The 13,284-nt window shown below is 62.1% G+C and carries 13 protein-coding genes; 7 read left to right on the forward strand and 6 right to left on the reverse strand.

What is annotated here, in order from left to right; genetic code table 11:
* Positions 1 to 9 precede the first annotated feature (9 nt).
* On the reverse strand, positions 10 to 1,083 hold the full coding sequence (locus tag ENJ54_01650; GenBank protein ID HFC08548.1) for a hypothetical protein: 1,074 nt from the start codon (positions 1,081 to 1,083) through the stop codon (positions 10 to 12).
* Here ENJ54_01650 and ENJ54_01655 point away from each other — a divergent pair.
* Both ENJ54_01655 and ENJ54_01660 read left to right on the forward strand, forming a co-directional pair.
* Positions 728 to 1,681, forward strand: a complete 954-nt coding sequence (locus tag ENJ54_01655; GenBank protein HFC08549.1) for a TetR/AcrR family transcriptional regulator — start codon at positions 728 to 730, stop codon at positions 1,679 to 1,681. The genes ENJ54_01650 and ENJ54_01655 overlap by 356 nt on opposite strands.
* Before the next feature lie 36 nt (positions 1,682 to 1,717).
* Positions 1,718 to 2,710, forward strand: a complete 993-nt coding sequence (locus tag ENJ54_01660) for an NAD(P)-dependent oxidoreductase (protein ID HFC08550.1) — start codon at positions 1,718 to 1,720, stop codon at positions 2,708 to 2,710.
* A gap of 55 nt (positions 2,711 to 2,765) precedes the next feature.
* On the opposite strand, the gene ENJ54_01665 is transcribed toward ENJ54_01660, so the two are convergent.
* Positions 2,766 to 5,510, reverse strand: a complete 2,745-nt coding sequence (locus tag ENJ54_01665; GenBank protein ID HFC08551.1) for a pyruvate, phosphate dikinase — start codon at positions 5,508 to 5,510, stop codon at positions 2,766 to 2,768.
* Here ENJ54_01665 and ENJ54_01670 point away from each other — a divergent pair.
* The 4 genes from ENJ54_01670 to murI all read left to right on the forward strand — a co-directional run bounded on the left by ENJ54_01670 (position 5,509) and on the right by murI (position 7,824).
* Entirely contained in the window at positions 5,509 to 5,748 is a 240-nt protein-coding gene (locus ENJ54_01670) for a hypothetical protein (GenBank protein ID HFC08552.1), read from the forward strand. The two genes, ENJ54_01665 and ENJ54_01670, sit on opposite strands and share 2 nt — an antisense overlap.
* A 25-nt stretch (positions 5,749 to 5,773) precedes the next feature.
* Positions 5,774 to 6,142 carry a 50S ribosomal protein L19 gene (locus tag ENJ54_01675; GenBank protein ID HFC08553.1) on the forward strand — a complete coding sequence of 123 codons (369 nt, stop codon included), beginning with the start codon at positions 5,774 to 5,776 and terminating at the stop codon, positions 6,140 to 6,142.
* A gap of 114 nt (positions 6,143 to 6,256) precedes the next feature.
* Positions 6,257 to 6,991: a gamma-glutamyl-gamma-aminobutyrate hydrolase family protein gene (locus ENJ54_01680; GenBank protein HFC08554.1), complete on the forward strand. Its 735-nt coding sequence runs from the start codon at positions 6,257 to 6,259 to the stop codon at positions 6,989 to 6,991.
* Positions 6,841 to 7,824: a glutamate racemase gene (gene murI / locus ENJ54_01685; GenBank protein ID HFC08555.1), complete on the forward strand. Its 984-nt coding sequence runs from the start codon at positions 6,841 to 6,843 to the stop codon at positions 7,822 to 7,824. Before ENJ54_01680 ends, murI begins: the two co-directional genes overlap by 151 nt.
* 149 nt (positions 7,825 to 7,973) lie before the next feature.
* On the opposite strand, the gene ENJ54_01690 is transcribed toward murI, so the two are convergent.
* The 4 genes from ENJ54_01690 to ENJ54_01705 form a co-directional block, all read right to left on the reverse strand.
* Positions 7,974 to 9,737: an AMP-dependent synthetase gene (locus ENJ54_01690; protein ID HFC08556.1), complete on the reverse strand. Its 1,764-nt coding sequence runs from the start codon at positions 9,735 to 9,737 to the stop codon at positions 7,974 to 7,976.
* 374 nt (positions 9,738 to 10,111) lie between these two features.
* Positions 10,112 to 10,480 carry a hypothetical protein gene (locus ENJ54_01695; protein HFC08557.1) on the reverse strand — a complete coding sequence of 123 codons (369 nt, stop codon included), beginning with the start codon at positions 10,478 to 10,480 and terminating at the stop codon, positions 10,112 to 10,114.
* Positions 10,481 to 10,595: 115 nt separating this feature from the next.
* The gene (locus ENJ54_01700; protein ID HFC08558.1) at positions 10,596 to 11,414 is read right to left on the reverse strand and encodes a response regulator transcription factor; all 819 of its coding nucleotides are present in this window, start codon (positions 11,412 to 11,414) and stop codon (positions 10,596 to 10,598) included.
* Positions 11,362 to 12,987, reverse strand: a complete 1,626-nt coding sequence (locus ENJ54_01705) for a response regulator (protein HFC08559.1) — start codon at positions 12,985 to 12,987, stop codon at positions 11,362 to 11,364. Before ENJ54_01705 ends, ENJ54_01700 begins: the two co-directional genes overlap by 53 nt.
* Between ENJ54_01705 and ENJ54_01710 the strand changes: the two genes are divergently transcribed.
* Complete coding sequence (locus tag ENJ54_01710) at positions 12,986 to 13,246, forward strand: hypothetical protein (GenBank protein ID HFC08560.1); 261 nt, start codon at positions 12,986 to 12,988, stop codon at positions 13,244 to 13,246. The genes ENJ54_01705 and ENJ54_01710 overlap by 2 nt on opposite strands.
* Positions 13,247 to 13,284 lie beyond the last annotated feature (38 nt).

Here is a 13,284-nt window from a genome sequence, read left to right on the forward strand (position 1 = left end):
CGGCGCGCGTCACGACGTCCCAGCCAGGGCTTCCCGCAACTCTGGTAAAACCTCTTTTGCTGCCTCTCGCCCCAACGCGATGAGTTCCGCCGCGTGGTCATAACCCGAAATCACCGTGATCTGCGGGGGGATAGGCGGCTTGAGGAAGAAATCGGGGGGATACTTCTCAAACCGCTCAACGCTGTGGGCGCGAATGACGAGGTTCAGCGCATCGCCCAGGTTGGCGATGATGCCGCCAAAGGTGCTCGCAATCAGCCGCTTGTGCGCCAAATACTGCCAAAACGAGGCTGCATTGTCGGAATAGACATCCACCCCAATGACCACGTCGGCGCCCATTTTGCGGACCACATCCACTGGCAGGTTGTTCAACAAGCCGCCATCGACCAGCCGCATACCGTCCCGCGTCACAGGGGCCAACAAGCCAGGGATTGACATCGTCGCCCGCACTGCCGGCGCCAGGCACCCCTCCGTGAGCCACACCTCTCGCCCTGCATTCAAGTCGGTTGCCATCAGGGTGAGGGGAATGCGCAAATCGGCAAAGGTCTTGCGCCCCAGCACGCCGCGCACCCACGCCTCGATTTCCTCCCCCCGAATCAGCCCCTGACGATTGCGGCCTAAATCGAAAAAGCGCCACAGCGAGCGCAGCCGCAAGCCATGCGTTTGCGCCATTTCTGCCATCTCGTCGGCCGAGAGGCCCGCGGCGTAGCCTGCGGCAATCAGCCCCCCCATGCTGGTTCCTGCAAGAAAATCCACGGGCAGTCCCGCTTCGTCGAGCACTTGCAACACGCCAATATGCACCAGGCCTCGCGCGCCCCCTCCACTCAGCGCGATGCCTAACCGTTTCCGTTGGATTTCCATCACCACAGCCTCCCGGGAAAAACATCTCGCGCAATTATACCGCCCACAACCTTGCGCCAACACCCCACCCGCGGTAAAATCATACCGACCAGTCGGTATGATTTTGAGCCTTCCCACAAAAAGGGAAGCCACACGAACAAAACCTTTCGCACGGCCCAAGGCAGGCCGCAAGCACATCGCCAAAGGGCGAAAGCCTTCCCTGAGATTTCCTCTGGAGCACATCATGCCCAAACAAGCCCGCAGCGAAGCCACCCGCCGCGCCTTGCTGGAAGCCGCCGAGCGCCTGTTCGCCGCCCGCGGCTACCTCGCCGTGAGCGTGGATGAAATCTGCCGCGCGGCAGGCGTGAGCAAAGGCGCTTTCTACCACCACTTTGCCTCCAAGCAAGCGGTCTTCCTGGCACTGCTGGAAGCCTGGCTGCAACGGTTGCAGAACGCGCTGGAAGCCGAGCGCGCCGCGACGCCCTCCCTGCCGGAAGCCCTGCAGGCCATGAGCCGCCAACTGGCCCCCATTTGGGAGACAGGCCGCGCCCAGTGGCCGCTGCTGCTGGATTTCTGGAGCCAGGCCATCCGCGACCCCGCCGTATGGCAGGCGACCGTCGCCCCTTACCGCCGCTTCGAAAACCTGTTTGCCGAATGGCTGGGCGAGGCCGCCCAACAGGGTGCGCCCCTGAACACCGACCCGCTCACCGCCGCCCGCATTTTACTTGCCTTTGCCACCGGCGTGCTGCTGCAGGGGCTGTTGCTCCCCGGCGATGCCGACTGGCCGCAGGTGGCGCAGCAGGGTGTGCTGACCATGCTGCAGGGGTGGGGAATGCAGAGATAGCGATTAGCGATTGGCGATTAGCGAAAGGAGTTCAAGATGAAAGTGCTCGTTACCGGTGCGATGGGCAACATTGGGCGGGCCGCGGTGGAAGCCCTGCTCGCCCACGGTCACCGCGTCACCACCTTCGACGCTCCCACCCGGCGCAACCGCCGCGCCGCCCGCCGCTTCCGCCGCGAGGCCCGCCTGCTGTGGGGCGACATTCGCGACCCGCAGGCCGTTGCCGCCGCCGTGGAAGGCCAGGACGTCGTTGTCCACCTTGCCTTCGTCATCCCGCGGCTTTCGGCCACGGGGCAGGGCAGCGAAGAAGCCCCCGAATGGGCATGGGAAGTCAACGTCGGCGGCACCCGCAACCTCATCGCCGCGCTGGAAGCCCAGCCCCGCCCGCCGCGGCTGCTGTTCACCTCCTCCCTGCACGTCTACGGCGCCACCCAGCACCTCCCTCCGCCCCGCCGGGTGGACGAAAAGCCCCATCCCATGGAGCATTATTCCCGCCACAAGGTGGAAGCCGAAGCACTGGTGCGCGCCTCGGGGCTCCAATGGGTCATCTTCCGCTTGGCCGCGGCGCTGCCAGTGAGTTTGATTCTGGATGCCGGCATGTTCGACGTGCCCCTCGACAACCGCATCGAGTTCGTGCACCGCAAGGATGTGGCCCAGGCCATCGCCCACGCGGTGGTGAGCGACGCGGTGTGGGGCAAAACCCTGCACATCGGCGGCGGCCCGCGCTGCCAGTTCCGCTACCGGGAAGTCGCCGCCCGCATTCTGGAAACCGTGGGCATCGGCATGTTGCCCGAAGCCGCCTTCAGCCGCGAACCTTACCCCGTGGACTGGTTAGACACCGAGGAAAGCGAGCGCCTGCTGCGCTTCCAGCAGCGCACGCTGGACGATTACCTGGAAGACCTGCGGCGGCTGATGGGCTGGCGGCTGCCGCTGGTGCGGCTGTTCCGCCCGTGGGTGCGGTGGCATCTCCTGCGCCGCTCGCCCCACCTCGACCGCCGCACCGCCTGGCGGCTGGCATGGCAAGCCATCTAACGCCAAAAGGCGACCGGTTTCCCGGTCGCCTTTGCATTTAAGCCTGTGGGCTTTCCTATGCCCGGTGCTTGAGTGCCGCCTGCGCCGCGGCCAGGCGAGCAATGGGCACCCGGTACGGCGAGCAACTCACATAGTTCTGGCCGATGAGGTGACAGAACTCGATGGTCGCGGGGTCGCCGCCGTGTTCGCCGCAGATGCCCACTTCCAGTTCGGTGCGGGTGCTGCGGCCTTCTTCCACCGCAATCTTCATCAGGCGGCCGACGCCGTCCTGGTCCACGGTCTGGAAGGGGTTGGCAGGCAAAATACCCTGCTCGACATACAGCGCCAGGAAGTTGCGCTCAGCATCGTCGCGGCTGTAGCCGAAGGTCATCTGCGTCAGGTCGTTGGTGCCGAAGGAGAAGAACTGCGCGACCTCGGCGATTTCCTTGGCGGTCAGCGCGGCCCGCGGAATTTCGATCATCGTGCCGAACTTGTATTCCACGGTGACGCCCTTCTCTTCCATCACCTTTTTGGCAATTTCCTCCAGCCGCGGCTGGATGCGCTTCAACTCGTTGACGTGGCTGGTGAGCGGAATCATCACCTCGGGCTTGGGCGTGCCGCCGGCGGCTTTGCGGTTGCAGGCGGCCTCGAAAATCGCCCGTACCTGCATTTCCACGATTTCGGGCATCACGATGCTCAAACGCACGCCGCGCAAGCCCATCATCGGGTTGCTTTCGTGCAGGGCGCGCACTTTCTCCAACAGCGCCTCTTTCTCCGCCAGCCCTTCGGTTTCGCCCTTCGCCTTCATCGTGGCGACTTCCTCGATGAGGCTTTCCAGCGAGGGCAGGAACTCGTGCAGCGGCGGGTCGATCAGGCGGATGATCACGGGCAGCCCATCCATCGCCTCGAACAGACCCTCGAAGTCTTCCCGCTGGAAGGGCAGCAGTTCGTCTAAGGCAGCCTTACGTTCCTCGGCGCTTTCAGCCAGAATCATGCGCTGCACGATGGGCAGGCGCTCCTGCTCGAAGAACATGTGCTCGGTGCGGGCCAGGCCGATGCCCTTGGCACCGTAAGCGCGGGCGCGACGGGCGTCTTCGGGGTAATCGGCGTTTGCCCAGACCTGCAAGCCGGTGGTCGGCCAGCCTTCCGGCGCCTTGCGAATGCCGGGGGTGGCGGCAATTTCGTCGGCCCATTCCAGCAGGGTGAGCAGTTCGGTTTGCTCTTCCAGGCTGGGTGCCACGGTGGGCATCTGGCCGAGGAAGATTTCGCCCGTGGTGCCGTCAATAGACACCCATTCGCCTTCCTTGATGACGGTGTCGCCGATGGTCATCTGGCGCTTGTCGAGGTCAATGCGCACCGCGGAAGCACCCACCACCGCGGGAATGCCGAACTGGCGGGCAACCACCGCAGCGTGGGAAGTCGCGCCGCCTTCGCTGGTGAGAATGCCCTGGGAAGCAATCATGCCGTGGACGTCATCGGGCTTGGTGAACGGGCGCACCATGATGACCTTTTCGCCGTGTTCCTTTGCCATCTTCTCGGCGGTGTCGGCGTCGAAGTAAACCTTGCCCACGGCAGCGCCGGGCGAAGCGTTCACGCCCTTGGCGAGCAAACGGCCATCTTTCTTGGCCTTTTCCACCTCGGCGTGGTCGAACTGCGGGTGCAGCAGGGTATCCACCTGGGTGGGGGTGATGCGCATCACGGCTTCCTCTTTGGAAATCAAGCCTTCACCCACCATATCCACCGCGATTTTGACCGCAGCCTTGGCCGTGCGCTTGCCGGTGCGGGTCTGCAGCATCCACAGTTTGCCCCGCTCAATGGTGAATTCCACGTCCTGCATATCGCGGTAGTGCTTTTCCAGTTTCTGGGTGATGTCCACAAACTGCTTGTAGGCCTCAGGCAGTTCTTCGGCCATCTTCTCGATGGGGGAAGGCGTGCGGATGCCCGCGACCACATCTTCACCCTGAGCGTTGAGCAGGTATTCGCCCCAGAGTTTCTTCTCGCCCGTGCTGGGGTTGCGGGTGAAGGCCACGCCGGTACCGCTATCCCAGCCCATGTTGCCGAACACCATGGTCACGATGTTGACCGCAGTACCCAGGTCGTGGGGGATGCCCGCCGCGTTGCGGTAGTCAATGGCGCGCTTGCTGTTCCACGAGCGGAACACGGCTTCAATGGCCAGGCGCATCTGTTCGATGGGCTCCTGCGGGAATTCGAAGCCCTTGTGTTCCTTGACCACCTTCTTGAAGCGTTCCACCAGTTCTTTCAGGTCGTCGGCGGTGAGGTCGGTGTCTTCCTTTGCGCCGCGTTCCTCTTTCATGGCTTCCAGCACGTCTTCGAAAGCCTCGTCGGGAATATCCAGCACCACCGAGCCGTACATCTGAATCAGGCGACGGTAAGCGTCGTACACGAAGCGCTCGTTTTGGGTCAGGGCTACCATGCCCTTGGCGGTCTCGTCGTTGAGGCCAACGTTGAGCACGGTATCCATCATGCCGGGCATGGAAAACTTGGCGCCGGAGCGCACAGAAACCAGCAAGGGGTTCTTCGGGTCGCCGAATTTCTTGCCGGTCTGCTGCTCGACGTCTTTCAGGGCTGCCAGCGCCTGCTCCCACATGCCCTCGGGGAACTTGCCGCCGCTTTCGTAATAGGCATTGCACGCCTCGGTCGTGATGGTGAAGCCGGGGGGCACAGGCACGCCGATGCGGGTCATTTCGGCCAGGTTGGCGCCCTTACCGCCCAAAAGGCCGCGCACGCCGTCCCAACTGCCGCCGACGTATTTCTCGGCTTCTTCAACCTCTTTGAACAAATACACCCATTTCTTGCTCATGGCTACCTCCTTAAAAAACGCAAAAGGCGTTGACAATCATCGCTTGCAACCACCGGCAAGTTTACCACAATTGGCCTTGGGCGGATGGTGGTTCCTGCCCGAATTGCAGCGTTTTCTTCTTTCTCTTTGTGTTTCTCTCTCACCGTGGTATAATCGGCGCGCCGCCTTTCCGGGCGGCGCTCTTGTGCCCGGCGAATGTGTCTGGCAACGCAGCACGGCACCGCTTCGTCAGGGCTGAATTTCACTTACGGAAGGTAAGCGCCATGAACTCCGAACTGTTAAAGGCTGTGGAAGCCCCCAAGAACCCCAATGTGCCCGACCTGCGGCCTGGGGACATCGTCAGTGTGTTCCTGCGGATTAAAGAAGGCAATCGTGAACGCGTGCAAGAGTTCCGCGGCACGGTCATTCGCGTGCGCGGCGGCGGCAACGATGCCACCTTCACCGTGCGCCGCATCGCCAGCCACGGCATCGGCGTGGAACGCACTTTCCTGCAGCGTTCCCCCCGCATCGAAAAAGTAGTGGTGCAGCGTCATTCCAAAGTGCGCCGCGCCCGCCTGTACTTCCTGCGCGAGCGCCGCGGCAAGAAAGCACGCCTCAAGCAAAAGTTCGTCCGTCGCGCCGAGGAAAAGTAACTTCCCCACCCGGCCCCCGAAAGGTGCAGTCCGCTTCGCGCGCTGCACCTTTTTTGTTAGCCCTGGCGTCATGCCGGGAACCAAATCCCAGCGCCCTTGCGAAAGGACTCCCCCATGCCTCACCTTCCCCCTCGCATTGGCCTGACGGCCACCTTTTGCACCCACCCCACCTACGACATGCGCATGGCCGCGTTAGGGCAACGCTACATCAGCGCCGTACGCGCCGCGGGCGGTTTGCCGGTGCTCATTCCCAGCGACACCCCCCCCGAAGACGTGCCAGCCCTGCTGGACACTTTCGACGGCCTGCTGCTGACCGGCGGCGGCGACATCGCCCCTGAACGCTACGGCGGCTCCCCGCACCCGGCGGTCTACGGCCTGCGCCCCAGCCGCGACGCGCTGGAAATCGCCCTGGTTCGGGAAGCCATCACGCGCGGCAAACCTTTCTTCGGCATTTGCCGCGGCGTGCAGGTGCTCAACGTCGCGCTGGGCGGCACCCTCTACGAAGACCTGCCCAGCCAATACCCTCATGCCTTGCGGCACCGCAGCGATGCCAAAACCGAGCGCGAAATGCTGGCCCACGGCGTCCGTCTGGCGGCAGGCAGCCGCCTGGCCCGCCTGTTCGGCACCGAGCGGCTGGAAGTCAACAGCCTGCACCACCAGGGCGTGCGCGATGTGGCCGCCGGCCTGCAAGCCACCGCATGGGCCGACGACGGCCTGGTCGAAGTGCTGGAAGTCCCCGGCCACCCCTTCGGCCTCGCCGTGCAGTGGCACCCCGAGTGGCTCTACCAGAAATACCCTCAGCACGCGGTGGTCTTCCGCGCGTTGGTGGAAGCCGCCCAGGAGGCATAACGGTGGCCGATACGCGGCCGATTGGTGTGTTCGATTCCGGTGTGGGGGGGCTTTCGGTATTACGGGCCTTGCGCGCTCACTTACCCAACGAGCACTTCATCTACATCGCCGACCAGGCGCACGTGCCCTACGGCTCCCGTTCCCTCGACGAAGTGCGCCGCTTTGCCGAGGGCATCACCCGCTTCCTGCTCACCCGCGAAGCCAAAGCCGTGGTGGTGGCCTGCAACACGGCCTCCGCGGCAGCCCTGCACGCCCTGCGGGAAGCCTTCCCCGAAACGCCCTTCGTGGGCATGGAGCCGGCCGTCAAACCGGCTGCCGAAACCACCCAGAGCGGTGTGGTTGGGGTGCTGGCCACCCCGGCCACCTTCCAGGGGGCGCTCTATGCCTCGGTGGTGGAACGCTTTGCCCACGGCACTCGCCTGCTGGAACACACCTGCGACGGTCTGGTGCAGTGCATCGAAAGCGGTGACCTGCACGGCGAGGCCCCGCGGCGCATTCTGGAAACCGCCCTCCGCCCCATGCTCGCCGAAGGCATGGACACCGTGGTCCTGGGCTGCACCCACTACCCCTTCGTGATTCCCCTCATTCAGGATATTGTCGGGCCGAGCGTGCGAGTCATCGACCCCGCGCCGGCCATTGCCCGCCAAACGCGGCGCGTGCTGGAAGCCCGCCACAGCCGCAACGCGCTTCAGGCCCCAGGGGGCGTGACTTACTACACCACCGGCAACCCTGCCGAAGCCGCGGCCGTCATGGCCCGGCTTTCAGGGAAACCCGTGAAGGTGGGCGCACTCACGTGGGAAGGGCCTACCCTCCAGGAGCGCCCAACCCCTTAGGGCCGGACGCTACTTCCCCAACCCCGGCGCCCCTTGGCCTCAGGCGTTCCCCCGCTCGCGGCGCGAGGCGGCAAGGGGTTTTCCAAAACAGGGGAAAAAACAAACAGGGCGGCCGGAAATGGCCGCCCCGCACGGCATTAAGGGGAAGGCTACCGCCGCTGCCCCAGCCCAAGTTCTTCCTTGAATTCCTTTTCCCAAAATTCATATTCGCCGCGCTCGCCCTTCTTCCGCATCTCACGGTCGTAGGCCCGCAACTCGCGGCGCATCACTTTCATGCTGACGGTCTTGGGGAAGGCCTCGAGGAATTCGATCACCCGTGGGCGCTTGTAAGGCGCCATGTTGTCGCGGATGAAGCGGAAGATATCCAGCGCGGCCTCGCGCGAAGGCTTGTAGTCAGGCTTGAGCACGATGAACGCCTTGGGCACAATGCGGTCACGGTCGTCCACCGTGGGCACCACCGCGGCTTCCATCACCGGCTCGGCGACCATCAGTTCGCTTTCCACCTCGAAGGGGCTGATGCGGTAGTCCAGGCTCTTGAAGACATCGTCCGTGCGCCCGACGAAGTAGAAGTAGCCATCTTCGTCCTGATAGGCCGTATCGCCGGTGAAGTACCAGCCCGCCTTGAAAATCTGGGCATTGCGCTCGGGGTCGTCATACCCTTTCATCAACCCGAGGGGATAGATGGGGTACACTTCGACGGAAATCTGGCCGTCCTGCCCGGTCGGCACAGGGTTCAACTGCTCATCCAGCAAGGCCACATTGTAGCCAGGGGCCACCTTGCCCATCGAGCCTTCCCGGCGCTCCATGCCTTTGAACGTGCCTACCAGCGCCGTGGTTTCGGTCTGGCCGTAACCCTCGCGCACCTTCACCCCAAAAGCGGCTTCGATCTTGCGCACGACCTCGGGGTTGAGGGGTTCACCGGCACTGACGAAGTCGTGAAGGGCAAACTTGTACTGGCTCAAGTCTTCCAGCAAGAAGAGCTTCAACACGCTCAGCGGCGCGCAGAGGGTATTGACCTGATATTTCTCGATGGCGGCCAACACCTTCCTGGCATCGAACTTGGTGTAGCGGAAGGTGAAAATCGTGGCGCCAGCGTTCCAGGGAGCGAAGAACGAACTCCACGCATACTTGGCCCAGCCGGGGGCGCTGATGTTGAAGTGGACGTCGCCAGGCTGCACCCCCACCCAATACATGGTGGTCAAGTGCCCCACAGGGTAGGAAGTGTGGGTGTGGATGACCAGTTTGGGCTTCGAAGTGGTGCCGGAGGTGAAGAAGAGGAACAGTTCATCGGTCGAGTAAGTGATAAAAGGCACGTGATACGCTTCGGGGTATTTCTGCGATTCGGCGAAGCGAATCCAGCACTTCTCGGCTTCGGCTTCCTCATCGCATTGCTGGGAAAACTCGTCGCCAACGACGATGCGTGCCTTGAGGCCCTCCAAAGCCGACCCGGCCTTGTTGAATTTCTCAACAAAAGGTGCGTGCACCACGGCGAACTTGACATCACCGCGCTGGATGCGGTCGGCAATGTCGTTGGGCGGCAACGACGTTGCGGCAGGGATGATCGCCCCACCCGCTTTCATAATGCCCAACATCAATTCATACAGTTCGACCGAGGTCTCCATCATAATGATGACACGGTCGCCTTTGGTGAGCCCCAAATCACGCAGGAAGTTGGCTACCTGGTTAGAACGGCGATACATCTCGTCGAAAGTGACTTTACGCTCGTTGCCGTTTTCATCGGCCCAAATGAGCGCCAGTTGATCGTTGCCCTTCGCCATGCCGTCGAAATAATCCAGCGCCCAGTTGAACTTGGTCAGGTGGGGCCACTGGAAGCCAGCGCGAGCCTCTTCATAACTGGTCACTTTCAGCAGGAAGTCACGAGCAGCAAGGAACTTTTCAAGATCGGTCGTCATGGTTACTTCCTCCTTACGAGAATGGGATGGGTATCAAAGGGAGCCACACAAACGCTTTGCAAGCAACCGCCGCCGCTCCCGCCCACCATGATATATCCGCCGCGGCGGGAATGTCAACAGGGTTTCTCGGGGTTTTGAAAAATTGGTCGCGCTTACTTTTCCCCGCTGTTGCACCCAGGCCACGCGGCAAGGGCACCATCTCCCTAAAAAACACAGCCTGCCGTGAGACGAAATGCTCACGGCAGGCTGTATTTACCCTCAGTGTCAGCGCTTACAGCGTTTCGCGCTGTGCTCAGCGCCGCTACTTTGGCGAGGCCCCACCCACTCAGTGCGTCAAAGCAAGGACACACTGATGAGAAATTTCCAGGAAGGCGCTAATGATGCGCCGCAGGCGCAGCGGGTGCCGAGGCAGGCGCGTTAAAGGCAGCCCACATGCCAAACACAATCCCCAAAAAACCTACCAGGACGTCGTTCCAAAAAGCCACCCCCAACGCCTCGTAGCCCAAAAAGGCAGGGGCTACAACCAGCCCCAACCCCAGCAACGCGCTGAGCCAGCCCAGCAGTTTAATGGCTTCGCCTTTGTCGGTCAGCGCAATCCAGAGGCCAAAAGCCACCCAGGCGAGGCCCAACACCACGTCTCGCACGAGGGCACTGCTGCCCGCGCAGCCCCACACGAAAGGAGCGGCGACTTCCCACGCTCCCAACACAAAAAGCACCCATCCAAGAGTCTTTGCCCTCTTCATTGTTCACCTCCAATGTGCCGTAGCAGCGGTCGAAGTTGCTACCTCAATTTTACAACGTTTTCGCGCGGAAGTTCTTTCCCGTCGCGCCAGGTCGCGCAATTGATGACAACCAGCACTATTGCGAGCGTTCCAACAAATAGCCCACCCCGCGCACGTTGACCAACCACCCTCTGCCACCCGGAATATGCCCTAACTTGGAACGCAGCCGACTGACCAGGGGGCGCAACATCTCTGAGGCTTCGGCGGCTTCCACCTCGTAACCCTGGACCAGCCGCACGAGTTCCTGATGGGGAATGACCTCCCCTTCGCGCGCGAGCAAAATCTTCAACAAGCGGGCTTCCGTGGGCGAAAGAGGCACTTCTTCTCCCCCGACGTGCAACTGACGCCGTTTAAAGTCCACCCATGCATCGGCGGCCAAAGAGATACGGTCAGCCGGTTGATGTTCACCCGACTTCACACGGCCAGCCTCTTCGCCGTGCATCGTGCGCATCAGTTCTTCCAACAAATGCCGTTGTTTCAAACGCTGACGGCGGCGCTCCAACGCCTTGCTGACCGCTGCCCGAATTTCGTCAGGGTGTGCAGGTTTGATAAGGTAATCTGCCGCACCATGCCGCAACGCGCCAATCGCCGACTCGACCGAACTGTGCGCCGTCAGTAAAACCACCTCCACATCCCACCCTGCTTGCCTGACGCGCGCCAACACCTCCAAGCCGCCCATGCCCGGCATTCTCAAATCGAGCAGCATGACGTCGTATTCCTGCTGGCTTAGTTGCTCCAATGCCGCCAGGCCATCGGCCACCGGCACCACGGTATAGCCTTCCAACCGCAGAATATCGGCCAGTGTCGCGCGCGTCGTGCGCTCATCATCTACCACCAATACACTACCCCGACTGTCCATCACGACCTCCCTCCGTCTCTGGCGACGCCTTTTCATCCCACACAGGCAACACAATGCGGAAAGCCGCGCCGCTTCCGCGCGTGGGCTCACTCAGTTCCAGTTGCCCCCCGTGGTCAGCGATGATATTGTAACTCACCGCCAGCCCTAACCCCGTGCCGCTTTCTTTGGTGCTGACCAGTGGCTCGAAAAGCCGGTCGCGGACTTCCGAAGCAATGCCCGGCCCGGTATCTTCCACTGCCAGCACCACTTTCTCACCCATAGCCCAGCCCAGCACAAACAACCGCCCTCCTTCCGGCATGGCTTCCATCGCGTTCAGCACCAGGTTCAACACCACCTGCTGCAACTGGTCTTCCACGCCATACACCGGCGGCAGCGTGGCCGGCACATCGAGCGTGACCTCGATGTGATGCTTTTCCAACTGGGCAGCCAACAGGCCAACCACCCGCTTCGCCAGCCCAGCCAGCGAAACCGCCTGACGCTCCACCTTCCCCGGGCGGTAGAAATTCAGCATCCGGTGCACCAGCGCCGAAAGACGCTCGATTTCCTCGGTTGCCAAATGCAGATATTGCTGCCGCCGGTCCTCCTCAATTTCAGGGTGTGTTGCCAGGTAAAGGCTGTTGCGCACAGCCTGGATAGGGTTGTTGACCTCGTGCGCCAACGAACCGGTCAACCGCCCCACCGCGGCCATTTTTTCAGCCTGGGCCAGGGCCTGTTGAGAACGCCGCAGTTCTTCCAACGAGTGATGCAAATCTTCGTAGAGACGGGCGCTTTCCAGCGCCGTGGCCGCCAGCCGTGCCAGAATGCCCAACGCCGTGGCGTCCACCTCGTCGTGGAAAAAGGGCATTTGCTCCCGGGCAACCAGCAAGGCATAACGGCGTTCTTCGCGAGGCACCACAGCCAGCAATACACTGCTCCAGCCGTAGGCTTCCAGCAATGCCCGCTCCTCACCTTCGCTGCTCTGGATATCCAACCGCACAGGATGCCGATGCGGTGGCACGTTCTTCCACAAAGGGGCGTTGGCTGGCAACACTTTCCCAATAGAAGCCAACACACAGCCTTCATCGCTATCCCGTGTCCACAAATACAGGCCCACGGCAGAACTGGGCAGCACTTCCTGCACTTTTTCTACCACAAGGGCTTGCAACGGCTTGAGGCGCCGCTCGGAGATAAGCGCCTCGGCCACATCGAACAACGGCCGCAGGGCAGCCATGCGAGCCGTCTCTTCCTGCCGCTGGCGGTGGGCCACCGCGCGCCACACACTTTCTACAAGGGCCATCCGCTCAAAGGGCTTAAGCAACAAGCCATTGGCGCCTTGATTGAGCGCCATTACGGCATTTTCTATCGTATCGTAACGGCTCATGATGACCACGGCGAGATTAGGTTGCAATAATCGCGCCTGCTCCATCAAAGCAAAGCCGCTCATCGCAGGGGTGTCTGAGTCGGCAATGAGCACATCGGCCATCCTCTGCTCTAAGTAATCCAGAGCATCATAAGCCTGATCGAAAACAGCCACTTCGAAACCGGCGCGTTCCAACACCCGCTGGCACAAGCGCAATACACCTTCGTCAGGGTCCACCACAACAACCCGCCGTGGGGGGCGTCCTGCCATGCTGCCTCCTCGGAATCCTGCCGCGAATTACCGTGAACTCACTTTGACTTCGGGCAAAGCAGAAGCCAATTTTAACGCGGGCGAAAGGCCCTTCAACCTCGCTTTCGCCCTGCCCGGCTTCCTGCTCAACGGCGAAGCGGTCTTCCACCAGGTTGGGGAAACCGCCTTCACAGGCGCCTCGGCGCTAAATCGCGCCAGCGGCACCCTGGAACGCTCAGGCAGGCACTCAACCGTGCGCGACACGGCCTCCGCCTGCTGAACAAGCCTTCACTCCGGCGCAAAAGGCTGTTGGGCGCT

This window comes from Chloroflexota bacterium (assembly GCA_011322445.1).
Taxonomy (GTDB): Bacteria; Chloroflexota; Anaerolineae; order Anaerolineales; family DRMV01; genus DRMV01.